The sequence below is a fragment of the Vibrio sp. 2-2(8) genome (genome assembly GCF_963888495.1).
Taxonomy (GTDB): Bacteria; Pseudomonadota; Gammaproteobacteria; order Enterobacterales; family Vibrionaceae; genus Vibrio; species Vibrio anguillarum.
The window spans coordinates 278,363-304,795 of sequence record NZ_CAWPJM010000011.1 but is presented as its reverse complement, the minus strand read 5'-3'; the positions used below and the strand labels follow the sequence as shown (position 1 = coordinate 304,795).

At 45.6% G+C, this 26,433-nt stretch carries 25 protein-coding genes; 17 read left to right on the top strand and 8 right to left on the bottom strand.

The window, feature by feature from the left end:
- Positions 1 to 60: 60 nt before the first annotated feature.
- Positions 61 to 2,088, bottom strand: coding sequence for a bifunctional tRNA (5-methylaminomethyl-2-thiouridine)(34)-methyltransferase MnmD/FAD-dependent 5-carboxymethylaminomethyl-2-thiouridine(34) oxidoreductase MnmC (gene mnmC, locus AACV12_RS04135; protein ID WP_170899971.1), 2,028 nt, complete (start codon positions 2,086 to 2,088; stop codon positions 61 to 63).
- Between the two features lie 127 nt (positions 2,089 to 2,215).
- Between mnmC and fabB the strand changes: the two genes are divergently transcribed.
- The 3 genes from fabB (at position 2,216) to AACV12_RS04120 (ending at position 5,796) form a co-directional block, all read left to right on the top strand.
- Positions 2,216 to 3,427, top strand: a complete 1,212-nt coding sequence (gene fabB, locus AACV12_RS04130; protein WP_013856332.1) for a beta-ketoacyl-ACP synthase I — start codon at positions 2,216 to 2,218, stop codon at positions 3,425 to 3,427.
- Between the two features lie 226 nt (positions 3,428 to 3,653).
- Positions 3,654 to 4,799, top strand: a complete 1,146-nt coding sequence (locus AACV12_RS04125) for a 4-phosphoerythronate dehydrogenase (protein ID WP_096036582.1) — start codon at positions 3,654 to 3,656, stop codon at positions 4,797 to 4,799.
- The gene (locus AACV12_RS04120) at positions 4,783 to 5,796 is read left to right on the top strand and encodes an aspartate-semialdehyde dehydrogenase (RefSeq protein ID WP_013856334.1); all 1,014 of its coding nucleotides are present in this window, start codon (positions 4,783 to 4,785) and stop codon (positions 5,794 to 5,796) included. Before AACV12_RS04125 ends, AACV12_RS04120 begins: the two co-directional genes overlap by 17 nt.
- 115 nt (positions 5,797 to 5,911) lie before the next feature.
- On the opposite strand, the gene fcrX is transcribed toward AACV12_RS04120, so the two are convergent.
- Complete coding sequence (gene fcrX / locus AACV12_RS04115) at positions 5,912 to 6,361, bottom strand: ferric iron uptake transcriptional regulator FcrX (protein WP_010318689.1); 450 nt, start codon at positions 6,359 to 6,361, stop codon at positions 5,912 to 5,914.
- Positions 6,362 to 6,575: 214 nt separating this feature from the next.
- Between fcrX and AACV12_RS04110 the strand changes: the two genes are divergently transcribed.
- Positions 6,576 to 7,094 (top strand): DUF4442 domain-containing protein, encoded by a 519-nt coding sequence (locus tag AACV12_RS04110; RefSeq protein WP_010318688.1) that lies wholly within the window; start codon positions 6,576 to 6,578, stop codon positions 7,092 to 7,094.
- Here the strand turns inward: AACV12_RS04110 and AACV12_RS04105 are convergent.
- Positions 7,091 to 7,975 (bottom strand): LysR family transcriptional regulator, encoded by an 885-nt coding sequence (locus AACV12_RS04105; protein WP_026028359.1) that lies wholly within the window; start codon positions 7,973 to 7,975, stop codon positions 7,091 to 7,093. The genes AACV12_RS04110 and AACV12_RS04105 overlap by 4 nt on opposite strands.
- Positions 7,976 to 8,091: 116 nt before the next feature.
- Here AACV12_RS04105 and AACV12_RS04100 point away from each other — a divergent pair, with 116 nt between their 5' ends.
- On the top strand, positions 8,092 to 8,538 hold the full coding sequence (locus tag AACV12_RS04100; protein ID WP_013856338.1) for a CidA/LrgA family protein: 447 nt from the start codon (positions 8,092 to 8,094) through the stop codon (positions 8,536 to 8,538).
- A complete protein-coding gene (locus AACV12_RS04095; protein ID WP_170899970.1) occupies positions 8,535 to 9,236 on the top strand; it encodes an LrgB family protein in 702 nt (233 codons plus the stop codon). Before AACV12_RS04100 ends, AACV12_RS04095 begins: the two co-directional genes overlap by 4 nt.
- Before the next feature lie 70 nt (positions 9,237 to 9,306).
- Here the strand turns inward: AACV12_RS04095 and fldA are convergent, their stop codons facing one another.
- From fldA to AACV12_RS04080, 3 genes are all read right to left on the bottom strand, one after another.
- The gene (gene fldA / locus AACV12_RS04090; RefSeq protein WP_013856340.1) at positions 9,307 to 9,840 is read right to left on the bottom strand and encodes a flavodoxin FldA; all 534 of its coding nucleotides are present in this window, start codon (positions 9,838 to 9,840) and stop codon (positions 9,307 to 9,309) included.
- A 48-nt stretch (positions 9,841 to 9,888) separates the two neighbouring features.
- The gene (locus AACV12_RS04085) at positions 9,889 to 10,110 is read right to left on the bottom strand and encodes a DUF2788 domain-containing protein (protein WP_010318683.1); all 222 of its coding nucleotides are present in this window, start codon (positions 10,108 to 10,110) and stop codon (positions 9,889 to 9,891) included.
- Between the two features lie 108 nt (positions 10,111 to 10,218).
- Complete coding sequence (locus AACV12_RS04080) at positions 10,219 to 10,989, bottom strand: alpha/beta fold hydrolase (RefSeq protein ID WP_017045728.1); 771 nt, start codon at positions 10,987 to 10,989, stop codon at positions 10,219 to 10,221.
- Positions 10,990 to 11,081: 92 nt separating this feature from the next.
- Here AACV12_RS04080 and seqA point away from each other — a divergent pair, with 92 nt between their 5' ends.
- Positions 11,082 to 11,627 carry a replication initiation negative regulator SeqA gene (gene seqA / locus AACV12_RS04075; protein ID WP_010318681.1) on the top strand — a complete coding sequence of 182 codons (546 nt, stop codon included), beginning with the start codon at positions 11,082 to 11,084 and terminating at the stop codon, positions 11,625 to 11,627.
- 110 nt (positions 11,628 to 11,737) lie between these two features.
- Positions 11,738 to 13,384 carry a phosphoglucomutase (alpha-D-glucose-1,6-bisphosphate-dependent) gene (gene pgm, locus AACV12_RS04070; protein ID WP_026028060.1) on the top strand — a complete coding sequence of 549 codons (1,647 nt, stop codon included), beginning with the start codon at positions 11,738 to 11,740 and terminating at the stop codon, positions 13,382 to 13,384.
- A gap of 66 nt (positions 13,385 to 13,450) precedes the next feature.
- Here pgm and AACV12_RS04065 read toward each other — a convergent pair whose 3' ends face one another.
- On the bottom strand, positions 13,451 to 14,209 hold the full coding sequence (locus AACV12_RS04065) for a DUF1853 family protein (protein ID WP_170899969.1): 759 nt from the start codon (positions 14,207 to 14,209) through the stop codon (positions 13,451 to 13,453).
- 86 nt (positions 14,210 to 14,295) lie between these two features.
- On the opposite strand from AACV12_RS04065, the gene AACV12_RS04060 reads away from it, so the two are divergent.
- Positions 14,296 to 15,051, top strand: a complete 756-nt coding sequence (locus AACV12_RS04060; RefSeq protein ID WP_017042720.1) for a Nif3-like dinuclear metal center hexameric protein — start codon at positions 14,296 to 14,298, stop codon at positions 15,049 to 15,051.
- Between the two features lie 85 nt (positions 15,052 to 15,136).
- Here AACV12_RS04060 and AACV12_RS04055 read toward each other — a convergent pair whose 3' ends face one another.
- A complete protein-coding gene (locus AACV12_RS04055) occupies positions 15,137 to 16,426 on the bottom strand; it encodes a citrate synthase (RefSeq protein WP_017042719.1) in 1,290 nt (429 codons plus the stop codon).
- A gap of 396 nt (positions 16,427 to 16,822) precedes the next feature.
- Here AACV12_RS04055 and sdhC point away from each other — a divergent pair, with 396 nt between their 5' ends.
- The 8 genes from sdhC (at position 16,823) to sucD (ending at position 26,431) form a co-directional block, all read left to right on the top strand.
- Positions 16,823 to 17,215 (top strand): succinate dehydrogenase cytochrome b556 subunit, encoded by a 393-nt coding sequence (gene sdhC, locus AACV12_RS04050; RefSeq protein WP_010318676.1) that lies wholly within the window; start codon positions 16,823 to 16,825, stop codon positions 17,213 to 17,215.
- Positions 17,209 to 17,556, top strand: coding sequence for a succinate dehydrogenase, hydrophobic membrane anchor protein (gene sdhD, locus AACV12_RS04045; protein WP_010318675.1), 348 nt, complete (start codon positions 17,209 to 17,211; stop codon positions 17,554 to 17,556). The genes sdhC and sdhD overlap by 7 nt, the downstream gene beginning before the upstream one ends.
- On the top strand, positions 17,557 to 19,323 hold the full coding sequence (sdhA, locus tag AACV12_RS04040; RefSeq protein ID WP_013856347.1) for a succinate dehydrogenase flavoprotein subunit: 1,767 nt from the start codon (positions 17,557 to 17,559) through the stop codon (positions 19,321 to 19,323).
- Between the two features lie 15 nt (positions 19,324 to 19,338).
- Positions 19,339 to 20,052 carry a succinate dehydrogenase iron-sulfur subunit gene (locus tag AACV12_RS04035; protein WP_013856348.1) on the top strand — a complete coding sequence of 238 codons (714 nt, stop codon included), beginning with the start codon at positions 19,339 to 19,341 and terminating at the stop codon, positions 20,050 to 20,052.
- 89 nt (positions 20,053 to 20,141) lie between these two features.
- On the top strand, positions 20,142 to 22,952 hold the full coding sequence (gene sucA / locus AACV12_RS04030) for a 2-oxoglutarate dehydrogenase E1 component (RefSeq protein ID WP_170899968.1): 2,811 nt from the start codon (positions 20,142 to 20,144) through the stop codon (positions 22,950 to 22,952).
- 30 nt (positions 22,953 to 22,982) lie between these two features.
- Positions 22,983 to 24,191, top strand: a complete 1,209-nt coding sequence (gene odhB, locus AACV12_RS04025) for a 2-oxoglutarate dehydrogenase complex dihydrolipoyllysine-residue succinyltransferase (RefSeq protein ID WP_170899967.1) — start codon at positions 22,983 to 22,985, stop codon at positions 24,189 to 24,191.
- Between the two features lie 201 nt (positions 24,192 to 24,392).
- Positions 24,393 to 25,559, top strand: coding sequence for an ADP-forming succinate--CoA ligase subunit beta (gene sucC / locus AACV12_RS04020; protein ID WP_017045227.1), 1,167 nt, complete (start codon positions 24,393 to 24,395; stop codon positions 25,557 to 25,559).
- Positions 25,559 to 26,431, top strand: a complete 873-nt coding sequence (gene sucD / locus AACV12_RS04015) for a succinate--CoA ligase subunit alpha (protein WP_013856352.1) — start codon at positions 25,559 to 25,561, stop codon at positions 26,429 to 26,431. The genes sucC and sucD overlap by 1 nt, the downstream gene beginning before the upstream one ends.
- Positions 26,432 to 26,433: the final 2 nt, after the last annotated feature.

The window sequence follows — 26,433 nt, the reverse complement described above, 5'->3', positions numbered from 1 at the left end:
GAAAAAGTGAGCATTAAAAAAGCCTTGCTGGATAAGTAAGGCTTTTTTCTATGACGGGTTTTATCGAGGAGTACGTTCGGTGATGGCTTTGCCTTTTTTGAGTTTTCTCACCCACATTCGACTTGGATGAAGCGTTTCGAGAACATCAACAGCAAGCGGAAGTGGATCGCCACTCATTTGTGAAGCCAGCAACTCAGCCATTAATGGCGCAGAACTTAGCCCTCGCGATCCTAGCCCGAGCATGCAGTACAAATGAGGATAGTGAGCCACAGATGGAGTCTGTTGCGGATCTTGGGGCGTTAACGGCTGGTAGTCGAGCTTGATCTGTTCAAAGTTGCCCACATTCCCGACAAACGGCAAATGATCGCGGCTGACACAGCGAACGCCTTGGCGAGATTGATTGCTAGATGTATCGACTTGCTGTGTCCAGTTTTGGTCGTTAATACAACGGGTTAAGCGTTGTCCATTCTCTTGCTGCGCCGCCGCATCGAATGCTTGGTTGATTTGACTTCGGTCATAGCTTGCGCCAATGCAGTGCTGTTGAGTGTTGGGGTTGTGCGGTGTCATATAGCCGTCGTAACACAACACGCTGCTCAGCTTTTGCAATGTTTCTGAGGTTGGAATATGGCTTACTTGTCCTTTCACTTTGCCAAGTGGCAACGCTTGTGTTTGCTCGAAATGGTCAAATTGATGTCCGTTTGCAATGACCACACACTGATGGTGCTTTTCGCTACCATTAACACTTAATGTCCACTGCCGCTGTATTTCATCCCAGCGCAAAGACTCCACCTCGTGATTGAAATAGGCGTTGAATCGCTCACTTTGGCTTAATTGGTCAAACAGGCCTTGTGTCAGTTGAGCAGGGCAAAGCCATCCTCCGAGTGGGTAATGTAAGCTGACCATGTCAGTCGGTAAGCCGACGTTTTGTAACGTTGCTTGTTGATCGCAGTAGTGCATTAGCTGAGGGTTAAATTTCCCTTCAAGCATCGCCATCTGTTTTTGGGTCGATTTTTCATCCCACATCAATTGGGTCACACCACACCAATCATGATCAAAAGGGACGGTTTGCGCCATTTGCTCAACAAATTGCCGAGCAAACAGAAAAGCGGGCGCAAAAACACGCGATACACCACTGTGGTTTTTATTCAGTAGTGGGTAAACCGCACCTTGTCGGTTACCTGAAGCACCTTGAGCGGCTTTATCATCAGCGCAATACAGGCTGACATTGATACCGCGGCGATTGAGCATTTTAGCTAATGTGGCACTGGCAATGCCGCCGCCGATGATCGCCACGTCGGTAACATTGGTCGTCGGCGCAATCGCAAACCAAGGTTTTATATTGCTGTACGGCGTTTTGTGTTCCAGTTGACCAGCAATCATCTCTCTTTTGGTGCCAAAGCCTTTCACTTTTTTCATCGAAAAGCCTGCTTCTATCAATCCGCGTCGTACAAAACCTGCGGCGGTAAAAGTGGCGCACGTGGCTTTGTGTTTCGCCAGTTTGGCCATATTCTCAAACAGCGTTTGATTCCACATTTCAGGGTTTTTACTGGGAGCAAAACCATCCAAAAACCATGCGTCTACCACGCCTTGCTCGGTTGTGGGAACTTGCGGCATACACTCTTTGATATCACCGAACCAAAGATCAAGGGTAATGGCGCCATCATCAAGAACAATGCGATGACATTCTGGTACTGCAATCGGGTAGTGTTGTTGAAGCTTTTTCGCATAAGTCGCTAATTCAGGCCACGCTTGGTGCGCTGTTATCAAGTCGTGTTTATTGAGCGGATATTTTTCAAAACTGATAAAATGCAGCGCTTGCAATGGCGCATTTGGGTTTTGTTGCCTAAACGCATCAAATTCTTGCCATACAGCGAGAAAATTTAACCCAGTGCCAAACCCCGTTTCGGCAATGACGAATCGTTTTTGGTCATATTGGTGCCATCTTTGTGGTATATGATTTTGGGAAAGAAACACGTAACGCGTCTCTTCTAGGCCGTTAACGTTGGAAAAGTAAACGTCATCGAATTGGTCGGAAACGGGTGTGCCCGCTTCATTCCAACCCAGTGTTGCGTTGGTTATGCTGGTCATAATGGTGTAATTCTGTGAAATCGGGCGATATATAGCTCGAGATTGTACGAATTTCTGGGAAAGCTGACCACTTTTGTTATTCTTCTTAGTTATTATCTAAGCGAATTTTGAATTATAGGAATGTCACATGAAACGAGTCGTAATCACCGGTATGGGTATTGTTTCAAGTATCGGTAACAACGTCGAAGAAGTTTTAGCGTCTCTAAAAGCAGGAAAATCAGGTATTACCGCTTCTGAGCAGTTCAAAGAGAACGGTTTACGCTCTCAAGTGTGGGGTAGCCTGAAAATGAACCCTGCTGACCATATTGATCGCAAACAGATGCGTTTTATGGGTGATGCGGCCGCGTTTGCATACCTATCAATGGAACAAGCGATTGCCGATTCAGGTTTAGCACCAGAGCAGGTCTCTAATGACCGCACTGGTATTGTGGCTGGTTCTGGCGGTGCGTCGTCGTATAACCAAGTTATTGCTGTCGACACATTGCGCACAAAAGGCGTGAAGCGCGTTGGTCCTTACATGGTTCCACGTACTATGTCTTCGACTGTTTCAGCCTGTCTTGCTACGCCATTTAAAATCCGTGGAGTCAACTACACCATGAGCTCCGCTTGTGCGACGTCGGCTCACTGTATTGGTCATGCAATGGAACTTATCCAATTGGGTAAGCAAGATGTTGTGTTTGCAGGTGGTGGTGAAGAGCTCGATTGGTCTTTAACTATGATGTTTGATGCAATGGGTGCGCTGTCAACTAAGTACAACGAAACACCAGAAAAAGCGTCACGTACTTACGATGCTGACCGCGATGGTTTCGTGATTTCAGGCGGCGGCGGCATGGTTGTGGTTGAAGAGCTTGAGCATGCACTGGCTCGCGGCGCAAAAATTTACGGTGAAATCGTCGGTTACGGTGCGACATCCGATGGCTACGACATGGTGGCTCCATCAGGTGAAGGCGCTGTGCGTTGCATGAAGATGGCAATGCAAGCCGTAGATAGTGTGGATTATGTCAATACACATGGTACTTCCACACCTGTCGGTGATGTAAAAGAGTTGGGTGCCATTCAAGAAGTGTTCGCTGGCAACAGCCCAGCTATCTCGGCAACAAAAGCAATGACTGGCCACGCATTGGGTGCGGCAGGTGTGCATGAAGCCATCTACTCTACCTTGATGCTTCACCACGGCTTTATCGCGCCAAGCATCAACATTGACAATTTAGATCCAGCGGCTGATGGCCTTGATATTGTGACCGAAATGCGCGAGCAAGAGCTAACCACTGTGATGTCTAACAGCTTTGGTTTTGGCGGTACGAACGCGACGCTAGTGATCAAAAAGTATCAAGGCTAATGAGTCTACACACCTCTAATAAAAAGGTTTCCAGAGCGGGTCAGCTTAGCTGATCGAACAGACGCAGACTCTGTCCCATGGAGAGCGGGACGGGATCCTTTTGTTCTGGGTTTTTGCCCGGTTTCCGTGAGGAGCCGGGCATTTTTATGGAAAGCGGGATTTCTTCTCGACAGTCTGTGCGCTTTTCTGCACAATTCCTTCAATTTCGAAAATTGTGAACTCCGCTATGAAAATCCTTATTGATGAAAACATGCCTTATGCTGAATCGTTATTTAGCCAGCTTGGTGAGGTGGTGTTGAAACCCGGTAGAAGCTTAACAGCTGATGATCTTATCGACGTTGACGCCTTGATGATTCGCTCTGTTACGAAAGTAAATCAAGCACTATTAGCGAAAGCCAATAAATTAAAGTTTGTTGGTACAGCGACGGCAGGTATGGACCACGTTGATCAAGCGCTTTTGGCTGAAAGAGGCATCTTTTTTACTGCCGCACCGGGGTGTAATAAGGTGGGAGTGGCTGAGTATGTTTTCAGTGTATTGATGGTGTTAGCACAGCAGCATGGTTTTTCTGCCTTAGAGAAAACCGTTGGCATTATTGGTGCTGGTCAAGTCGGCAGCTATTTAGCCGAGTGTTTAGCGGGGATTGGCATTAATGTGCTGCTCAACGATCCCCCAAAACAAGCACAAGGTGATTGCCGCGAGTTTACTCATCTTGATGTTTTACTTGATAAAGCGGATGTCATTACGCTGCATACACCAATTACTAAAAGTGGTGAATGGCCAACTCATCACTTGATTGATGAAGTTCGACTTGCCCAGTTGCGCAGTGATCAGATCTTGATCAATGCGGCTCGTGGCCCTGTGGTGGATAACCAAGCGCTGAAACAACGCCTACAGAAAAATGATGGTTTTATTGCCGCTTTAGACGTGTTTGAATTTGAACCTGAAGTGGATATGGAACTGCTGCCTTTGCTCGCCTTTGCGACGCCACATGTGGCTGGCTATGGGTTAGAAGGTAAAGCCCGAGGCACGACCATGATTTTCAATAGTTTTTGTGAGTATCTTGGCGATGACCATTGCGCGAATGCCAGTAGTTTATTACCCGAGATTCCCATTGCCAAAGTGTATTTATCACGCGGTTGGGATGAGGAAACATTACACAGTTTAACCCAATTGATTTATGACGTACGCAAAGATGACGCCTTGTTTCGCCGTGAAATTGGCAAACCAGGTGCTTTTGATCAAATGCGTAAACTTTATTGGGATAGAAGAGAATATAGCGCGATGACTGTCGTCGGTAGTGAGTCGTGTGATCTCACTCCCTTAGCTAAATTAGGTTTTAAAACAGAGGTAACAAATGAGCCAAGAATTTAATATCGCTATTTTAGGAGCAACCGGCGCGGTTGGTGAAACCATGCTTGAAGTGCTCAAAGATCGCAAATTCCCCGTTGGTGAACTTTACCTACTTGCCAGTGAGCGTAGTGAAGGTAAATTCTACCGCTTCAATGGTAAGACCATACAAGTACAAAATGTTGAAGATTTCGATTGGTCACAAGTTCAGATTGCACTGTTTTCCGCTGGTGGTGAATTGTCCGCAAAATGGGCACCTATTGCCACAGAAGAAGGCGTGGTAGTCATCGATAACACCTCACATTTCCGCTATGAGTACGATATCCCACTTGTTGTGCCTGAAGTGAACCCTGAAGCGATTGCGGATTTCCGTAACCGCAATATTATTGCGAACCCAAACTGCTCAACCATCCAAATGTTGGTGGCGTTAAAGCCGATTCACGACGCTGTGGGTATCGAGCGAATTAACGTATCAACTTATCAGTCCGTTTCAGGAGCTGGGAAGTCAGGCATTGATGAGTTGGCGGGACAAACCGCAAGGCTGTTAAACGGTGTTTCGGCCGATCCTGATGTGTTTAGCCAGCAAATTGCGTTTAACTGCATCCCACAAATCGACCAGTTTATGGATAATGGCTACACCAAGGAAGAGATGAAAATGGTGTGGGAAACGCAAAAAATATTCAATGACTCAACCATTATGGTCAACCCAACTTGTGTACGCGTGCCGGTTTTTTACGGCCATGCTGAGTCACTGCATATTGAAACACGCTTACCGATTGATGCTGAGCAAGTTATTGAGTTATTAGAGAAAACTGAAGGTATTGAAGTATTCAGCGGGAATGATTTCCCCACGCAAGTTCGCGATGCGGGAGGGAAGGATACGGTTCTTGTAGGGCGTATTCGCAACGATATCAGTCACCACAGTGGCATTAACATGTGGGTAGTGGCAGATAACGTGAGAAAAGGCGCTGCAACAAATGCGGTACAAATTGCGGAAGTGTTGATTCGAGATTATTTCTAATTCATACCTAGTAAAAAGGAGTGGCTTACCACTCCTTTCTCTCTACACAAAAAAGCCGAGTGATTGATTCACCCGGCTTTTTTATTGTCGTCCAGCTCAAGGCTGAGAATGATGGCTATCTTTTTGACTTGTGCGCGTTAGGGTTCTGCTTGCAACTGCCGTCGGCACATTTACCATATAGATAAAGGCTGTGATTGGTGAGCTGTACATTATATTGCTCGGCAATCTCTCTTTGGCGTTGTTCTATCACCTCATCTGAAAACTCAATCACTTCACCACAATCTAAGCACACTAAGTGGTCGTGGTGGTGTTGTGTTGAAAGTTCAAAAACGGATTTTCCACCTTCAAAATGGTGACGAGTGACAATACCCGCATCATCAAATTGGTTTAATACTCGATAAACAGTCGCAAGACCGATTTCTTCACCAAGATCAATCAATTTCTTATACAGTTCTTCAGCGCTGATATGTTGGCATTCAGGCTGCTGTAGCACTTCTAAAATTTTTAGCCTAGGAAGGGTAACTTTAAGACCTGCATCCTTGAGCGCTTGGTTATTATCTGACATACACTTTCCTGTTGATGATCTGCAGCAGTTAACAGAATTCATAATTGCGATCATTATAGGGGAGTCACTGCTAACAATAAACCACGAAGTTCAAAGGGTTACTTTATATTTGTCACAAAGCCGCGCAATATCACTGATATAACAGCTCTTGCCAGTTACAATTGCGTAACATTTATTAGTGATTGAGTCGATAGGTTTAAAAGGTGAGCACGGAATGAATCACTCTTTAGCAAGATTTTATAAGCCAAATATTGTTAAGTGGGCGTTAAATAGCTGGCCCCCTTTTTGGGGCGCTGGTATCCACATTGATGAAATTAGTAGCGACTTCCGTCAGGTGAAAATGCGCCTAAAGCTGCGGTGGTGGAACAAAAATGCCAATCGCACTCAGTATGGTGGCAGCATTTTCTCTCTCACGGACCCTGTTTACTCTTTGATGTTAATGGGGATTTTGGGTGAGCAATATTATGTATGGGACAAAGAGGCCAGCATCAACTTTATCAAACCGGGCCATTCTGATTTGTATGCGGAGTTTCTGATAACGCAAGACCAACTGGATTCAATCTTAGTGAGCACGGCCAATGGGGATAAATGCTTTCCGGAATTTGTTATCCATGTTAAGGATGCCAAAGGCGAAGTGGTCTCTGAAGTGCAACGTAAATTGTACGTGCGCAAAAAACCTAAATACAGAGAAGAGAGTGATGCAGACAAAATGGTTACTTTTTGTGACCGCTAAGGCTGTTCATTCTGCATTTGGCACAGCTCAATCCAAGCTTCGGCGGTGCGAGAAACGTACCGTTCCGCGTGCCATATTAATCCTAAGTGCCAATCAATACTGGGTGTCATAGGTTTGACTAAGACGCCTTCTCCTTGAATTCGTCGACAAAGTGGTTCGGGTAGAAAGGCAACACCTACGCCACTTTTGACCAACGCGACTAAAAAATCCCACTGGCTACTGCGCGCTGCAACTTGTGGTGTAAATCCGTGTTGTAGGCAGAATGAGTGGATGTAGTCACTCAGCGTAAAATCATGGGTATAGAGGTAAAATGGCTCATTTTGTAGTTGCTCCCAACCGATGGCTTCTTGCTGCTTCCAAGGAGATGAATCGGGGAGTACGGCGCAAATGGGGTAACTGTCTAAGGAGAGTGACCGCAGATTATCAATCGGATGAGGCGAAAGCATGGTGACGGCGACGTCAATTTCGCCATTGAGGATAGCTTGCTCTATTTTACGTCCGCCATACTCAACGATGGTGAGCTCTACATGAGGGTAGGTTTGACGGTATTGGCGGATCAGACCTGCGTAAAGGTGTCCAACCATTGGTGGAATACCGAGATGCAGTTGTCCCCGCTTTACCTGATTGAGATCGACCAATTCGGCTTCTAACTGAGACATCTGCGCTAAGATCTCTAGCGCTCTTTGATAGACAACCTCTCCTGCATCGGTAAGCCAGAAACGTCGACCTTCACGATGTAATAGTGGCTGTTCAATTTCCTGCTCTAGACTGCGGATCATCTTACTGATGGTGGGTTGGGTGACGAACAGTTGCTCGGATGCGCGGGTAAAGCTTTGTTGATTGACCAATTCAACAAAATAGCGCAGTGCTTTAATATCCATAATATCTCCTTTTATCATTCCATTTTGGCATGAAAATGATAATAAAAAGTCATTTTACGATGGTTTTATGGCTTAATATAATGTGACTAATTTCACAAAACGGCATTAGTCTCATCATGCAAAGAATAAGAAACAGCCAAAGAGTAAAAAACAATCTGCAAACAGTGGTACAAGTTGTTGCGCTATCAATGATCTGGTTTTTGGCGGATTTTCTAGTCAGCACTTTTCATATTCCTTTACCAGCAAATTTAACTGGCATGCTATTGCTGTTAACTTTAGTGATTATGCGAGTTGTAAAAGTTGATTGGCTGCGCAAGGGAGCAACTTGGTTATTGGCGGAAATGCTGTTGTTCTTTGTACCAGCGGTCATTGCGGTCGTTAACTATCAAGAGTTAATGCAACAGCAAGGGTTACGAATTATGGCGGTACTTGTCATCAGTACCATCATGGTCATTGCTATTACTGCTTGGACCGTTGATAAAATGTATCGTTTAGAGCTGATATTAGCGCGTAGAAAAAGCAACCGGGCAATACGCCTAACCAAAGTGGAGCGTTCATCATGAGCTCACTACTTACCTCAACGCTGCTTGGTGTATTTTGCTTGCTGCTAACCTTGGCTTTTTACTATGGCAGTAAGTGCCTTTATCAACGTAAACGTTCTATTTTCTTAATGCCGCTGCTATTGGCCCCTATATTGTTAGTGGCTGTTGTGATGATCTTTCACATCCCTTACCAAACCTATATGGCAGAATCTCATTGGTTATTGTGGCTACTTGGTCCGGCGACAGTGGCTTTTGCTATTCCTGTCTATGACAACCGATTGTTGATCAAGTGCCACTGGCTCTCTCTATCCGTGGGAGTGATCGTATCGGTTGTGGTGGCTGTGGGGAGCACGGTTTTGTTGGCTCGTTGGTTTGAATTACCCGATATGCTTCAGCGCAGTTTAGCGATGCGCTCGATTACCACGCCTTTTGCTGTTGAGGCGACGAAGTCAATTGGTGGGCAAAGTGATCTGACTGCTCTGTTTGTGGTACTTACTGGGGTGATAGGCATGGCGGTAGGTGAAGTGGTGTTAGCGTTATTATCCATTCGCTCTGGGCTTGGTAAAGGAGCCAGTCTTGGCGCTTCCGCGCACGGTGCAGGAACGGCAAAAGCGTATCAAATTGGCAATGCTGAAGGGGTAGTGTCGAGTGTGGTGATGATGATTGCGGGTATGGTCACTGTGTTGCTTGCTCCATTTATCGGCCGTCTACTTTGGTAAAGAAAAGAGTGCTGTTGTATACGGGTCAATAAAAAATCCCCTCGCAAGGGGATCTTTTATGTTTAAGAGATTAGCCTTCAAGTTCGGCTAAACACATCTCTTCATAAATCTGCTTAACCCATGTGCTGACGCGCTGTTCAGTCAGCTCTGGTTGACGATCTTCATCGATGCATAAACCAATAAAGTGGCTATTGTCACCCGCAACCAAGGCTTTAGAGGCTTCGAATTCATAACCTTCAGTTGGCCAGTGGCCAATAATCGTTGCACCTTTGCTTTCGATAATGTCACGCACTGTACCCATCGCGTCACAGAAGTATTCAGCGTAGTCTTCTTGATCGCCGCAACCGAAAATAGCAACTAATTTCGTCGAGAAGTCGATCGCTTCTAATTCTGGGAAAAAATCATCCCAATCACACTGCGCTTCACCGTAGTACCAAGTAGGGATACCCAGTAACAATAAGTCAAAATTATCAATGTCTTCTTTGCTGCTTTTCGCAATATCTTGAACGTGAACGAGCTGCTTACCCAGTTGCTTTTGAATCATTTTCGCAACGGCTTCAGTATTACCGGTATCGCTACCAAAGAAGAGGCCTACACTTGCCATAGAATCATTACCTTTAATTTGTCATTTTCTGGCGGATGAGCGTGTTCTTTATCCCAGTCCGGTGCCTTCCCAACTGAGTTGGATAAGTCCTTTAAGGATAAAGCCAGCACAACCTAAAAACAGAACTAGCCATACAATACGGCGCCCAAATGGCGGTACATTACCTTGCTTAAGGACATCTTTTATTGCCATACCGATAAGGAAAAATATAGACGCAAAAAGAAGATCGAGTCCAATCGACTCAAGCATGTTCATGTAGTCGTACAGCATGGGTATCCTTTATGCCAATTTGCTTGAGCGCACTATAACACTGTTATTCGTCAAAGTTAATGCGCGCATTGGTACCTATTTCACACTTGTTGTTTCACAGTAAAGCGGCTAGCTGCCAATGAACTTTCTGATCGCTCGTAAAACTTCAACGGGCTTTTCTGCGTGTAGCCAGTGCCCTGTGTTGGCGATGACGTGTGCTTTCGCTTGGCTAAACTGCTGCTGGATCATTTCTTGGTGTTCCGCTAGTAGATAGTCAGAGTTGCTGCCTTTAACCAATAAGGTTGGAACAGAGCTGCAAGGGATTGGTTCCCAGCCTAAAATATTCCAGTAATTTTTTTCAATGGCGGGGACATTAAAACGCCAGCTCATTACACCATCTTCTCGTTTAAATAACGATTTACTGAGAAATTGTCGTACGCCTTCTAGCTCAATATGTTGCGCTAAAATGGCCATGACCTCTGCTCGCGAGGTAGGCTGCTGCGCAATAACCGCGTTGAGCCCCGCCAGTACGTTATCATGTTTCCGATGCTGATAGCTGACGGGTGCCATATCTAAAACCACCAGTTTGGCGACTTTGGATGAGGCGATGTCAGCCAGCTTCATAGCAACTTTACCGCCCATTGAATGGCCAATCAGCGTGACTGAATCACAAGCTAACTCTTCGAGTAAACTAGCAACATCGAATGCCATACTCGCGTAATCATGTTCCTCACTGTGAAATGATTGACCGTGATTACGCAAGTCAATACTCAATACTTGGTGATCGGCTTTTAGGTCTCTTGCAAGTAAACCTAGGTTGTCTAAATTGCCGAATAAACCATGGATCAAAACAACGGTGTGACCTTCACCTTCGAGTTTGTAATTAAGAAGTGCTGACATTTTATCTTATTAGTGATTGGTTTAACGTAGAGTATCAGTGAAGATCTCGCTATAATCCCTCAGAGTTTAAACATTGAGATTGTGAAAAGCGAATGAAAACAATTGAGGTTGATGAGGATCTATACCGTTATATTGCCAGCCAAACCCAACATATTGGAGAAAGCGCGTCGGATATTTTACGCCGTTTGCTCAATGTTGACGGTAAAGTGTCTGCAGCAGCGGTCGTGACGCAAGTAAGTACCGAGCCCAAGGGCATTGTTGTGAGTAAAGATGCCGTACAAGAGATACAGATTGATAGCGTAAAAGAGATGCGTTCTTTGCTCATTTCTGATGAATTTGCGGCTTTGAAAAAAGCAATTGATCGTTTTATGTTGGTGCTTTCAACCTTATACCGTATCGATCCAGTAAGTTTTGCTGAAGCGACCTTAGTGAAAGGACGTAAGCGTGTGTATTTTGCTGACAACGAGCAAACCTTGCTTGCTAGTGGGCAGACAACCAAGCCAAGAGCGATTCCAAACACACCATTTTGGGTCATTACCAATAACAATACTAGCCGCAAACAACAGATGATCGAGCAGCTGATGGTATTGATGAATTTCCCGAGTGACATTATTGAGAAAGTGACGCACTCAATCTGATTTGTGCCCATTCATAGATAAAAATCTGATTCAAGCCTCATACTGCGGACCACTAAGTCCGTATCATGAGGCTTTTTATTTCGTTGTTATTTTAAGAAAGGATGTCAAAAATGGCTATGCACCCACGCGCCGGACAAAAAGCACGGCAGGAAGACTTACATAATATCCCTGCGCTCGTTGCAAACTACTTTTTACTTCAACCTGATGCGGCTAACCCAGACCATAAAGTGCAATTTGGTACTTCGGGGCATCGTGGTTGCGCGGATAAATCGACATTTAACGAAAACCACATTCTTGCTATTGCTCAAGCGGTAGCAGAAGTGCGCGCTCAGCAAGGAACCACTGGGCCGATTTTTGTCGGAAAAGACACGCACGCACTCTCTGAGCCTGCTTTTTCTAGTGTACTTGAAGTACTGATCGCTAATGAAATTGAAGTGATCGTTCAACAGGATAATGGCTATACGCCAACGCCGGGTATTTCACACGCAATCTTGACTCATAACTTGAAGCACGCGCAAAAAGCTGATGGCATTGTGATCACGCCTTCTCATAATCCACCACAAGATGGCGGTATTAAATACAATCCTACCCATGGCGGCCCTGCTGAAGGGGAAATCACCCAAGCGATTGAAAACCGCGCCAATGAGATCATTGCAGAAGGCATGCAAGGCGTGAAGCGTCTGCCTATTATGTCGGCAAAGCAATCGCCGCTGTTTAAACAAGTTGATCTTGTGAAACCTTATATTGATGACTTAGTGAATGTGATTGATATGGAGGCCATCCAAAAAGCCAATCTAAAACTGGGTGTTGATCCGCTCGGTGGCAGTGGTATTGATTATTGGCGTCAAATTGGCAAAGCGTATCAGCTTGATTTAACACTGGTGAGCGAAGCGGTGGATCCGACATTCCAATTTATGTCACTCGATAAAGATGGTGTAGTGCGTATGGACTGTTCTTCTCCTTATGCAATGGCGGGGTTATTAGCGTTAAAAGATCAGTATGATCTCGCGTTTGGTAATGACCCTGACTACGACCGCCACGGCATTGTCACTCCGAAAGGTTTGATGAACCCAAACCATTTCTTAGCCGTATGCATCGATTATCTGTATCGTCACCGCAAGCAATGGCGTAAAGAAGTAGCTGTTGGTAAAACGTTAGTATCAAGTGCATTGATTGACCGTGTGGTCGCCGATCTTGGCCGTGAGCTGTGTGAAGTACCTGTCGGCTTTAAGTGGTTTGTTGATGGCTTATACAGTGGTCACTTCGGTTTTGGTGGTGAAGAGAGCGCAGGTGCGTCATTCCTGCGTAAAGACGGAACGCCTTGGTCAACGGATAAAGACGGTATTATTCTTTGCTTACTGGCGGCGGAAATCACCGCTGTCACAGGTAAAAATCCGCAGCAATATTATGAAGATCTGGCCGCGAAACATGGAGAGTCTAAATATAGTCGTATTCAAGCTGTCGCAAATGGCCCACAAAAAGCAGTGCTGAGCAAATTATCACCAGAGATGGTCTCTGCGCAAACATTAGCGGGAGATGAGATCACAGCCCGCTTGACGCATGCTCCCGGCAATGGCGCAGCCATCGGTGGATTAAAAGTGACCACTGATTATGGCTGGTTTGCTGCTCGTCCATCAGGCACAGAAGATATTTATAAGATCTATTGTGAAAGTTTTAAGGGCGATGAGCACCTCAAGCAAATCGAAGCGGAAGCGCAACAGATTGTTAATCAAGTCTTTGCCGACGCTGGTTTGTAAGCAAACTTATCAATTAAAATAGGCGGCCAGAGGCCGCCTATTTTATTTAGTCGTCTATTATCTTGCTTAAAGCTGAGGCCAACTGTCGGGAACGATGAACCAGAACTTTCCGCTGTCACTTTGGCAATGCACAAAACCATGCTCTTCATTTGCTGTGTAACATGTGCAGTTTTTACCTTTCCCGCTAATCCATTGAGGCTTTTCCAGTAAGAATAACGCTTCATCTATTTGATGTGACTGGCTTTGATAACACCAAAAACCAGCAATTTGTGACGGGTTGAGTTTATAACCTAGGCATTCACTAGGAACAGACTCATCGTGAAAAGGGTTTACATATAAGCGCCCTTGCATCAGCAAATGGCGGCTGATATCACGCCATAGTGGGTAAGTGTCGCTAAATTGGGCTGATTGAGAAAGGGGCAATTGATGGTTTAGCATATGTTCAAGTTTGAGATCTAATCGATCTTGAGCATTAGGACCATACCACAGACCTTGATGCAGCAGGTAAAACTTGACCGCCACTTCCCAATGCTCATAACGCTGACTGCGTTTATTTTTGATGACAAAATCTAGCGAACCTAGTGTACTTCCTGCTTCGTTCAATTGAATTTCTTCAGAAACGGCGGAATAAGTGGGGTTTAGCGTAAACAATAAAGAACATAAATGCTGGTAGAGAAAGCCTAATCTAGGGTTCCCTCTGTATTCTTCTTTCAATATCGGAACATTGGGTAAAAAAGGAGTACGCGCCGCGACCACACCCTCTCCTTGGAAAAGAGTAGGGGTTGTCGACACCCAGTGTGCCAGTGTGTTGAGGTCCATTGTCATTAATTGTTCTCGTCCTTATTTTTCGACATTCTAGCTTGAAATTGTTATAACCACGCTAATGATAAAACTCAATTTTGGAATGAAAGATGGATAATTTAAAACTTGAAGCTCTGCTCAATCAAAAGCTTAATCCTCAATTGATTAAAGACTATTGCCCTAATGGATTGCAAGTTGAAGGTCGCACTGAAATCAAAAAGATTGTGACGGGTGTGACGGCCTCGCAAGCGCTGATTGAACAAGCAATTGAACGAAATGCTGACGCTTTATTAGTGCATCATGGTTATTTTTGGAAAAGTGAGCCTGAGTCCATCCGTGGAATGAAAGGCCACCGGATCCGAGCTTTGATACGAAATGATATAAATTTATACGCATATCACTTGCCGTTAGACATCCATCCAGAATTAGGTAATAACAAATTGCTAGCTGATTTGTTGGGGATTCATGTTGATGGCGGATTAGAAGGGCACCCGCAGTCGGTCGCCATGTTCGGCCATTTTGAACAAGCGTTGACAGCCGATGAGCTCAGTCAACGAATCGAGCAAGCTTTACAACGACGGCCACTGCACGTAGCTCCGAGCTCAAACAGAATCATCAAAACGGTGGGTTGGTGTACTGGTGGTGGACAAGATTTCGTCGATCTAGCGGCGCAGCACGGATTAGATGCGTTCATCTCTGGTGAAATATCAGAGCGGACTACCTACTCAGCAAGAGAGCAAAATATTCATTATTTTTCTGCAGGGCACCATGCCACAGAGCGTTATGGTGTGAAGGCACTGGGAGAATGGTTAGCGAGCGAATATGGCTTTGAGGTTGAGTTTATCGATATCAATAACCCTGTGTAGTGGGCTTGTTTCTGATCAATGTATCAAATGAAAAAAGAGCGAGTGGGAACTCGCTCTTTTCTATTAAGTACTATGACTGGGTTTGCTATTCGCGTTCGTGTAACGGTTTAAAGTTACGCATTTTTTGACCAGTGTAAAGTTGGCGAGGACGGCCAATTTTATTATCTGGATCACTGTGCATTTCATTCCAGTGGGCAATCCAACCGATAGTGCGAGACATTGCGAAGATAACGGTAAACATAGAGATTGGAATACCGATAGCCTTCAGAATAATGCCTGAGTAGAAATCCACGTTAGGGTAGAGTTTTTTCTCAACAAAGTATTCGTCAGAAAGCGCGATGCGCTCAAGTTCCATCGCCACATCTAACAGTGGGTCTTGAATATTCAGCTCTTTGAGCACTTCATGACAAGCCTCACGCATTACCGTCGCTCTTGGGTCGTAGTTTTTATAAACTCGGTGACCAAAACCCATCAAGCGGAATGGATCATCCTTATCTTTTGCTCTGACGACATACTCAGGAATGTTATCAACGTTGCCTATCTCTTCTAGCATACGCAGACAGGCTTCGTTAGCACCCCCATGAGCAGGCCCCCACAACGAGGCAATGCCAGCCGCAATACAGGCAAACGGGTTAGCACCAGAAGAACCGGCAAGGCGAACCGTTGAGGTTGACGCGTTTTGTTCATGATCGGCATGCAGTGTGAAAATTTTATCCATCGCGCGTGCAACCACAGGATTCACTTCATACTCTTCACACGGCGTTGCAAACATCATGTGTAGGAAGTTCTCGGCATAGCTTAAGTCATTACGCGGGTAGATAAATGGTTGGCCGACAGAATACTTGTAGCACATCGCCGCCAATGTTGGCATTTTTGAGAGTAGGCGGTAAGCCGCTATTTCTCGGTGTATATCATTATTAATATCAAGTGAATCATGGTAGAACGCAGCAAGCGCTCCAACCACACCACACATTACAGCCATTGGGTGAGCGTCACGGCGGAAACCGTGGAAGAAACTTGCGATTTGCTCATGAACCATAGTGTGACGCGTCACCGTATGTTTAAACTCTTCATATTGCTTACGATTAGGGGCTTCACCGTAAAGAAGAATATAACAAACTTCCAAGTAATCAGCGTTATTGGCTAATTGATCAATAGGGAAGCCGCGGTGCAGTAACACCCCTTTTTCGCCATCGATATAAGTGATTTGAGATTCACAAGATGCAGTGGCAAGAAAACCAGGGTCAAAAGTGAAGTATCCGTTGGCTCCTAGTTTACGAACGTCGATTACTTGTGGGCCTACAGTCCCATCCATAATCGGCAGCTCGATTGGCGCTTTACCTTCAATATGAAGGGTCGCTTTCTTATCTGCCATAACAATCTCCTTTGTTTATTATTTAATCCGTCCAGGATGTTTGTGTGACATTTTTTTACGTGTGTTCTTAATTAAAGTCAATTTTTCTCGTCTGATGTGTGCACTTGTTTTGATTTTTTATACATATAAAGTTAAAAATCTGTTCTGTGTAGCAAAAATTGTTACATCAATTGTATTAGAATGTTGCGAGCCGTATAGTGGCACTGAAAATTTTGGTGAACACCTTATAAATAAAAGGCTAGAAACTGTATTTCAGTATTGCATTCTGTCTTTTTTGTTAACGGAATTATTACATTTAACTGCGCGATATCGGGCTCTTTGTGTTAAAATAATGTTAACTTTTGTGGGTTTTACAACCAAAATTCATTTATAACTATAAATGCTCAATGGAGCTGAGTGAGCAAGCCCGTGAAAGAAAGAAAGTCAAGACCTGTTAATTTAGATTTACAGACCATTCACTTTCCGATCAGTGCGATAGCATCCATCCTACACCGAGTGTCTGGGGTGATGATGTTCGTTGCGGTCGGAATTTTGCTGTGGTTACTCTCCCTCTCGTTAAGTTCTCCAGTAGGTTTTATGGAAGCCAGCAACATTGTGAATGGCTTTTTCGCAAAATTTATTTTATGGGGAATTTTAACAGCGCTGTCTTACCACATTGCAGGTGGTATACGCCATTTGCTGATGGACCTGGGCCACTTTGAAGAGTTGGAGTCAGGGGCTATGAGTGCCAAAGTCGCCTTCATCGCAACAGCAGTGCTTTCAGTTTTAGCGGGAGTATTGGTATGGTAAAACATGTTTCTTCTTTTGGTCGTAACGGAGTGCATGATTATCTGCTGATCCGTGCTTCTGCGATCATTATGACTCTTTATACTATCTACCTAGTCAGCTTCTGTGCTTTCTCTGGTGATATCTCCTATGTTTCATGGACACAGTTTTTTGGTGGAACCTTTACCAAAGTCTTCACAATGCTGGCGTTAGTCTCTGTCCTTATCCATGGTTGGATCGGTTTATGGCAAGTATTAACGGATTACATTAAGTGTTCTAAATTGCGTGGTGGCCTGCAATTGGTCGTTATCGCAGTGCTCTTTGGATACTTCTTCTCTGGCTTATTTGTATTGTGGGGTGCGTAAGTGACTATTCCAGTTCGTGAATTTGATGCCGTAGTGATCGGCGCTGGTGGTGCCGGCATGCGTGCAGCACTGCAAATTTCAGAGCAAGGTTTATCCTGTGCTCTGCTTTCTAAAGTTTTTCCAACACGTTCTCACACGGTTTCGGCTCAAGGCGGTATTACCGTTGCGTTAGGCAACGCGCATGAGGACCATTGGGAACAACATATGTATGACACGGTAAAGGGCTCCGACTATATCGGTGACCAAGATGCTATCGAGTACATGTGTAAGAATGGTCCAGAGTCGGTGATTGAACTAGAGAAAATGGGTTTGCCTTTTTCTCGTTTTGACAATGGCACCATTTATCAGCGCCCATTTGGTGGGCAATCCAAAAACTTTGGCGGTGAACAAGCGGCTCGAACCGCTGCTGCCGCTGACCGTACTGGTCACGCACTACTTCATACCTTGTATCAACAAAACATTAAATATAAGACCACTATTTTCTCTGAGTGGTACGCACTTGATTTAGTGAAAAATGAAGAGGGTGCAGTACTTGGCTGTACCGCCTTGTGTATGGAAACAGGCGAAGTTTGTTATTTCAAATCTAAAGCCACAGTGTTAGCGACTGGCGGAGCTGGGCGTATCTATGCTTCAACCACCAACGCGCACATCAATACGGGTGATGGCGTGGGCATGGCTATCCGCGCTGGTGTCCCGATGCAAGATATCGAAATGTGGCAATTCCACCCAACAGGGATTGCTGGTGCTGGCGTTCTTGTGACGGAAGGGTGTCGTGGTGAAGGTGGCTATCTTTTAAATAAAGATGGCGAACGTTTCATGGAACGTTATGCACCAAACGCGAAGGATTTGGCTGGTCGCGATGTAGTAGCTCGCTCAATGATGATTGAGATCCGTGAAGGTCGTGGTTGCGATGGTCCATGGGGTCCACACATCAAGCTTAAACTGGATCACCTTGGCAAAGAAACTCTGGAATCTCGTCTGCCGGGCGTATGTGAGTTGTCACGTACGTTTGCTCATGTCGATCCAGTTAAAGAACCGATTCCAGTGATCCCAACCTGCCACTACATGATGGGAGGAGTACCGACTCAAGTTTCAGGTCAGGCGATTAAGCAAGATGCTAAAGGCGCTGATGTGGAAGTTCAAGGTTTGTTTGCGTGTGGTGAAATTGCATCAGTATCGGTGCATGGCGCGAACCGTTTGGGTGGTAACTCTCTACTGGATTTAGTGGTCTTTGGCCGAGCAACAGGCTTGCATTTGGGCGAAACGTTGAAAAAGCAAGCGGACGCAAAACCTGCCACAGAAGCGGACATTGAAAAATCGCTAGAACGTTACAACCGCTGGGAAAACAGTACAGGTGGTGAAGATCCCGCGCAAATTCGTAAAGATCTACAACGTTGTATGCAAAATAACTTCTCGGTGTTCCGTGAAGGTGAAGCGATGGCTAAAGGTCTTGAAGAGCTTAAAGTGATTCGTGAACGTTTGAAGAACGCACATCTTTCAGACAAGTCAACCGAGTTCAACACTCAACGGATCGAGTGTTTAGAGCTGGAAAACTTGATGGAAACAGCATTTGCTACCGCGGTTGCTGCAAATTATCGTACCGAAAGCCGTGGAGCCCACGCTCGCTTTGACTATCCTGAACGCGATGATGCTAATTGGTTATGCCATTCAATTTACAACCCTGAGACTGAAAGCATGTCGAAGCGTAGCGTAAATATGGAACCAATTTATCGTGAAGCGTTTCCGCCTAAAGCGCGCACATACTAAGGAGAAGGCACTATTATGAAATTGAAATTCTCTTTGTATCGCTATAATCCGGATGTCGATCAAAAGCCTTACATGAAGGATTATCTGCTTGAAGTCGAAGAGGGCTCTGACATGATGTTGTTGGATGCGCTCATTTTGCTGAAAGAGCAAGATCCCACCATTGCTTTTCGCCGCTCGTGCCGTGAAGGGGTGTGTGGATCTGACGGTTTGAACATGAACGGTAAAAATGGATTAGCGTGTATCACTCCATTATCTGCGCTTTTGGCCAAAGGCACGATCGTTATTCGACCTCTGCCAGGGCTACCAGTCGTCCGTGATTTAATTGTCGATATGGCCCAGTTTTATGAAAATTACGAGAAAGTTAAACCTTATCTTGTGACTGACGGAAACTTGCCTCCGGCTCGTGAGAACTTGCAATCACCAGAAGAGCGAGCGCATTTAGACGGTTTATATGAGTGCATTATGTGCGCTTGCTGCACAACTTCATGCCCTTCTTTCTGGTGGAACCCGGATAAGTTTATCGGCCCAGCAGGTTTGTTGGCGGCTTATCGTTGGCTAATTGACAGCCGAGATACTGCAACAGATGAACGTTTATCTAATCTTGATGATGCTTTTAGCGTTTTTCGTTGCCATGGCATCATGAATTGTGTAAGTGTTTGTCCTAAGGGATTAAATCCGACGAAAGCCATTGGACATATCAAATCAATGCTTGTGAACCGTTCGGTTTAAAATGAATAAAAATTGCAGGTCTTCGGACCTGCCTTTTATAGCTCGGCATAGACCGAAGCAAACGTGAAAACTACTGGTTAAGGGAAAATATGCACAACGGCGTGATGAAGGCATGGCTCGAGTCTTCACACTTGGCTGGCGCCAATGCAACTTACGTAGAGGACCTCTACGAACTGTATCTAAGTGATCCTGATCTGGTAAGTGAGGAGTGGAAACGTGTTTTTGATGGCTTGCCTGCGCAAGCTGACAATGTGGTTGAACAGCCACATTCACGTGTCCGTGACTACTTCCGACGACTCGCGAAAGAAACAAAGCATTACAATGTCCAAGTTAGTGATCCAGATGTCGATGCTAAGCAAGTAAGAGTCTTGCAGCTGATTAATGCTTACCGTTTTCGCGGTCATGAAGCGGCTCAACTCGACCCTCTAGGTTTATGGCAACGCCCATTAGTGGCAGAATTAGACCCAGCGTTCCACAATCTTAACGAAGGTGACTTCGAAGAAACTTTCAATGTCGGCTCTTTTGCTATCGGGCAAGAGACAATGAAATTGAAAGACATTTATCAAGCCCTCAACAAAACCTATTGCGGTTCCATCGGTGCAGAATACATGCACATTATCGACACTGAACAAAAGCGTTGGATACAACAACGTCTTGAATCAGTCGTTGGACAACCTTCTTTCAGCAAAGAAGAAAAACGAATTTTCCTCGAAGAATTGACAGCCGCAGAAGGCCTTGAGCGTTATTTAGGCGCGAAATTCCCTGGTGCGAAACGCTTTTCTTTAGAAGGTGGCGACGCACTCATCCCAATGATGAAAGAGTTGATCCGTCATGCTGGTAGCACAGGTATGCGTGAAGTTGTGATTGGTATGGCGCACCGTGGTCGTCTTAACATGCTCGTCAACGTCTTAGGTAAAAAACCTCAAGATCTGTTCGACGAGTTTGCGGGTAAGCATGGTGAAAGCTGGGGAACGGGTGATGTTAAATATCACCAAGGTTTCTCTGCTGACTTTGCGACACCCGGCGGTGATGTGCATCTAGCCTTAGCATTTAACCCTTCGCATCTTGAAATTGTTAACCCAGTCGTGATTGGTTCAGTTCGTGCTCGACAAGATCGATTGGGAGATGAAGACGGTTCGACAGTGCTACCTATTTCGATTCATGGTGACTCTGCTATCGCTGGTCAAGGTGTCGTTGCCGAGACATTTAACATGTCTCAAGCGCGCGGCTATTGCGTGGGAGGGACGGTACGTATTGTTATTAACAACCAAGTTGGTTTTACCACGTCAAACCCTCGTGATACACGCTCGACTATGTATTGTACTGACATCGCTAAGATGGTTCAGGCACCCATTTTCCACGTCAATTCTGATGATCCAGAAGCAGTTGCTTTCGTCACCCGCATTGCACTCGATTATCGTAATGAATTTAAGCGTGATGTCGTCATTGATCTGGTTTGTTACCGCCGTCACGGCCATAACGAAGCCGATGAGCCAAACGCAACTCAACCGCTGATGTATCAAAAGATCAAAAAGCATCCTACACCGCGTAAGCTTTATGCCGATGTTTTGATAGAGCGTGGTGAGTTTGATATCGAGATTGCCACACAGTTAGTCAACGAATATCGTGATGCTCTGGACCATGGTGAAGTCGTGGTGAAAGAGTGGCGTCCAATGGCACTGCATTCTGTTGATTGGTCACCGTATATTGGCCATGAATGGGATATGCCATGGAATAATAAAGTTGACCTTGAGCGTTTAAAAGAGCTGGGTAACCGAATTTGTCAGTATCCAGAAAGCCATAAACTGCAAAGTCGTGTGGATAAAATCTATACCGACCGACAAGCGATGGTTAATGGAGAGAAGCTTCTCGATTGGGGTATGGCTGAAACGCTGGCTTATGCAACCTTAGTTGATGATGGAAAGCGAATCCGCATTTCGGGGCAAGACTCTGGGCGTGGAACCTTCTTCCACCGTCACTCGGTATTGCATAACCAAAGTGACGCAAGTACCTATATTCCATTGGCGAATATCCATGATAAACAGGGTCCTTTTGAAGTATTGGATTCGGTTTTGTCGGAAGAAGCAGTGCTAGCTTTTGAATATGGCTACGCGACAGCAGAGCCGAGTGGTTTGACGATTTGGGAAGCTCAGTTTGGTGATTTCGCCAATGGAGCTCAAGTCGTGATTGACCAGTTCATCTCTTCCGGTGAACAAAAATGGGCGCGTTTGTGTGGTTTAACCATGCTGCTACCTCATGGTTATGAAGGGCAAGGCCCGGAACACTCATCAGCACGCCTAGAGCGTTATTTGCAACTGTGCGCCGAACAAAACATGCAAGTGGTGGTTCCCTCTACGCCAGCGCAGGTATACCACATGCTGCGTCGTCAGGTTGTTCGTCCAATGCGCCGACCATTGATCGTTATGTCACCAAAATCGTTGCTGCGTCACCCACTATGTATCTCAACACTGGAAGACTTGGCTGACGGATCGTTTTTGCCGGCTATCGGCGAAGTTGACGATCTCAACCCAGCGAATGTCAAACGTGTTGTGTTCTGCTCTGGTAAGGTTTACTACGACCTGCTTGAACAGCGCCGCAATAACGAACAAGGTGATGTTGCTATCGTCCGTATTGAACAGCTATATCCATTCCCGAAAGAAGAAGTGGAAGCGGTTATCGCTCAATACACTAATGTTGTTGACTATGTATGGTGCCAAGAAGAGCCTCAAAACCAAGGTGCTTGGTACAGTAGCCAACATAACTTCCGTTCTGCCATTCCAGCCGGTGCTGATCTGAAATACGCAGGTCGCCCTGCATCAGCATCACCAGCCGTTGGTTATATGTCGGTACACTTGAAACAACAAAAAGCGTTGGTTGAAGACGCTCTGACCCTAGCTTAACGAACTAGAAGTAAAAGGAAGACACAGATTATGACAATTGAAATTCTGGTTCCAGATCTACCTGAATCAGTGGCTGATGCAACAGTCGCGACATGGCATAAAAAGCCAGGTGAAGCCGTCGCTCGTGATGAAGTACTCGTTGAGATTGAAACTGATAAAGTCATTCTTGAAGTGCCAGCGCCTGAGGCGGGTGTTCTCGAGGCCATTATCGAGCAAGAAGGTGCGACGGTGCTTTCGAAACAGCTATTGGCGAAATTAAAACCCGGTGCCGTTGCAGGTGAACCGACGAAAGACACCACCAACGATACAGAGCCGTCTCCTGATAAACGTCACAAAGCCACATTAACAGACGAAACGAATGATGCACTTAGCCCTGCGGTACGCCGTTTACTCGCCGAGCATGGTTTGGAAGCCAACCAAGTGAAAGGCTCTGGTGTGGGTGGGCGTATCACGCGTGAAGATATTGATGCTCATCTAGCGGCTGCAAAATCAGCGTCAGCAGTTGCTTCAAGTCAACCTGAGCCTGTCGTTGCGATGGCGCGCAGCGAAAAACGTGTACCGATGACGCGTTTGCGTAAACGTGTTGCGGAGCGTCTGCTTGAGGCAAAAAATAGCACGGCGATGTTGACGACGTTTAATGAAGTTAACATGAAGCCTATCATGGATCTTCGTAAGCAATATCAAGGTCTGTTTGAAGAGAAACACGGTATTCGTTTAGGCTTTATGTCTTTCTACGTGAAAGCGGTAACAGAAGCGTTAAAGCGTTACCCAGAAGTGAATGCATCTATTGATGGCCAAGATATTGTGTATCACAGCTATTTTGATATTAGCATGGCAGTTTCAACGCCTCGTGGCTTAGTGACTCCGGTTCTTAAAGATTGCGATACGCTAAGCCTTGCCGAAATTGAGAAGGGCATCAAAGAGCTTGCACTCAAAGGAAGAGATGGCAAATTGACGGTTGAAGAATTGACTGGCGGTAATTTCACAATTACGAATGGCGGTGTGTTTGGATCGTTAATGTCAACACCGATCATCAATCCGCCGCAAGCGGCCATATTGGGTATGCACAAAATCCAAGACCGCCCAATGGCTGTGGATGGCAAAGTAGAAATTTTACCAATGATGTACCTAGCGCTTTCTTACGACCACCGTTTGGTGGATGGCCGTGAGTCAGTTGGTTTCCTTGTGACAGTAAAAGAGCTACTTGAAGATCCAGCACGTCTGCTACTGGACGTGTAACCTCACTGAACGTTGTTCAGTGAATTTAAGGCTAGGCAGGCTCACGTCTAGCCTTCATTTAAGCAAAAGGCTACAAGCTATCCTCTTGGATAAATTGCAGCCGCTTAATTTGAGAAGCACCCTACAGATATATGGCGCAGCATAGCTGCCGCTTTATGGAAATAATAAATCCCCTAAGGGATAAACAAACGGAAGAACATAATGAATTTGCATGAATATCAAGCCAAACAGCTGTTTGCAGAATTCGGTTTGCCTGTACCGGAAGGTTATGCCTGTGATACTCCACAAGAAGCTTTTGAAGCGGCGGGTCGGATTAGCACAGCGAAGAAAGTTGTTAAGTGTCAAGTGCATGCAGGTGGTCGCGGTAAAGCGGGTGGCGTTGAGTTGCACGACACTAAAGATGGTGTCAAAGAGTTTGCTCAAAAATGGCTAGGTAAAAATCTGGTTACTTATCAAACGGACGCAAATGGTCAGCCAGTATCAAAAATTTTGGTTGAAGAAGCTTCTAATATCGCGAATGAGCTTTACTTAGGCGCTGTTGTTGACCGTGCGACTCGTCGTGTCGTGTTCATGGCCTCAACAGAAGGCGGCGTGGAAATTGAAAAAGTAGCGGAGGAGACTCCGGAGCTGATTCATAAAGCCGCGATTGATCCTTTGGTTGGTCCGCAAGCCTATCAAGGCCGCGAACTTGCTTTCAAACTTGGCTTGGAAGGCGACCAAATTAAGCAATTTGTGAAGATCTTTCTAGGTCTTGGCGCTATGTTTACCCAGTATGATCTTGCATTGCTAGAAATCAACCCATTAGTTGTCACCGCTGAAGGGAACTTGTTGTGCCTTGATGGCAAGATCAACATCGACTCAAACGCACTTTATCGTCAACCTAAACTTCGCGAAATGCACGATCTCTCACAAGAAGATGAGCGCGAAGCTCATGCTGCTCAGTGGGAACTGAACTATGTTGCTCTTGATGGTAATGTTGGCTGCATGGTGAACGGTGCTGGCCTTGCAATGGGCACTATGGATATTGTTAACCTTCATGGCGGAAAACCTGCAAACTTCCTTGATGTTGGTGGTGGTGCAACCAAAGAGCGTGTTGCTGAAGCGTTCAAAATCATTTTGTCTGATGACAACGTGAAAGCCGTATTGGTGAATATTTTCGGCGGTATCGTACGTTGCGATATGATTGCAGAAGGCATTATCGGTGCGGTGAAAGAAGTTGGTGTAACGGTTCCCGTAGTCGTGCGTTTGGAAGGTACAAACGCGGAATTAGGACGCGGAGTACTCGCAAATTCTGGTCTTGATATCATTGCAGCTGAGTCGTTAACGGACGCAGCTCAGAAAGTTGTTGCTGCGGCGGAGGGTAAATAATGTCGGTACTTATTAATAAAGACACCAAAGTAATCTGCCAAGGTTTCACTGGTGGTCAGGGAACTTTCCACTCCGAACAGGCGATTGCCTACGGTACACAAATGGTCGGTGGGGTTTCTCCGGGTAAAGGTGGTCAAACTCACCTTGGTCTGCCTGTATTTAATACGGTGCGTGACGCAGTGAAAGCAACGGGTGCAACGGCAACCGTTATTTATGTACCTGCACCATTTTGTAAAGACGCTATTTTAGAAGCAATTGACGCTGGTATTGAACTTATTGTGACGATCACTGAAGGTATACCGACTACCGATATGATTGACGTAAAAGTGAAGCTCGAAGAGACTGGTGTGCGTATGATTGGCCCGAACTGTCCGGGTGTGATTACACCGGATGCGTGTAAGATCGGCATCATGCCAGGCCACATTCATAAGAAAGGAAAAGTGGGTATTGTTTCTCGTTCAGGAACGCTAACTTATGAAGCCGTTAAGCAAACAACAGATGAAGGCTTTGGTCAGTCAACGTGTGTTGGTATCGGCGGTGACCCAATCCCGGGCTCTAACTTCATTGATATCTTGAAACTATTCCAAGATGATCCTGAAACTGAAGCGATTGTGATGATTGGCGAGATCGGTGGTACAGCCGAAGAAGAAGCCGCGGCATTCATTAAAGAGAATGTCACGAAACCGGTGGTGTCTTATATTGCTGGTGTGACTGCGCCTCCGGGTAAACGGATGGGCCATGCTGGCGCTATCATTTCGGGTGGTAAAGGGACAGCTGATGAGAAATTTGCAGCGCTTGAAGCCGCGGGTGTGAAAACCGTCAAAAGCCTTGCTGATATCGGAAAAGCATTGCGTGAAGTGACGGGTTGGTAATC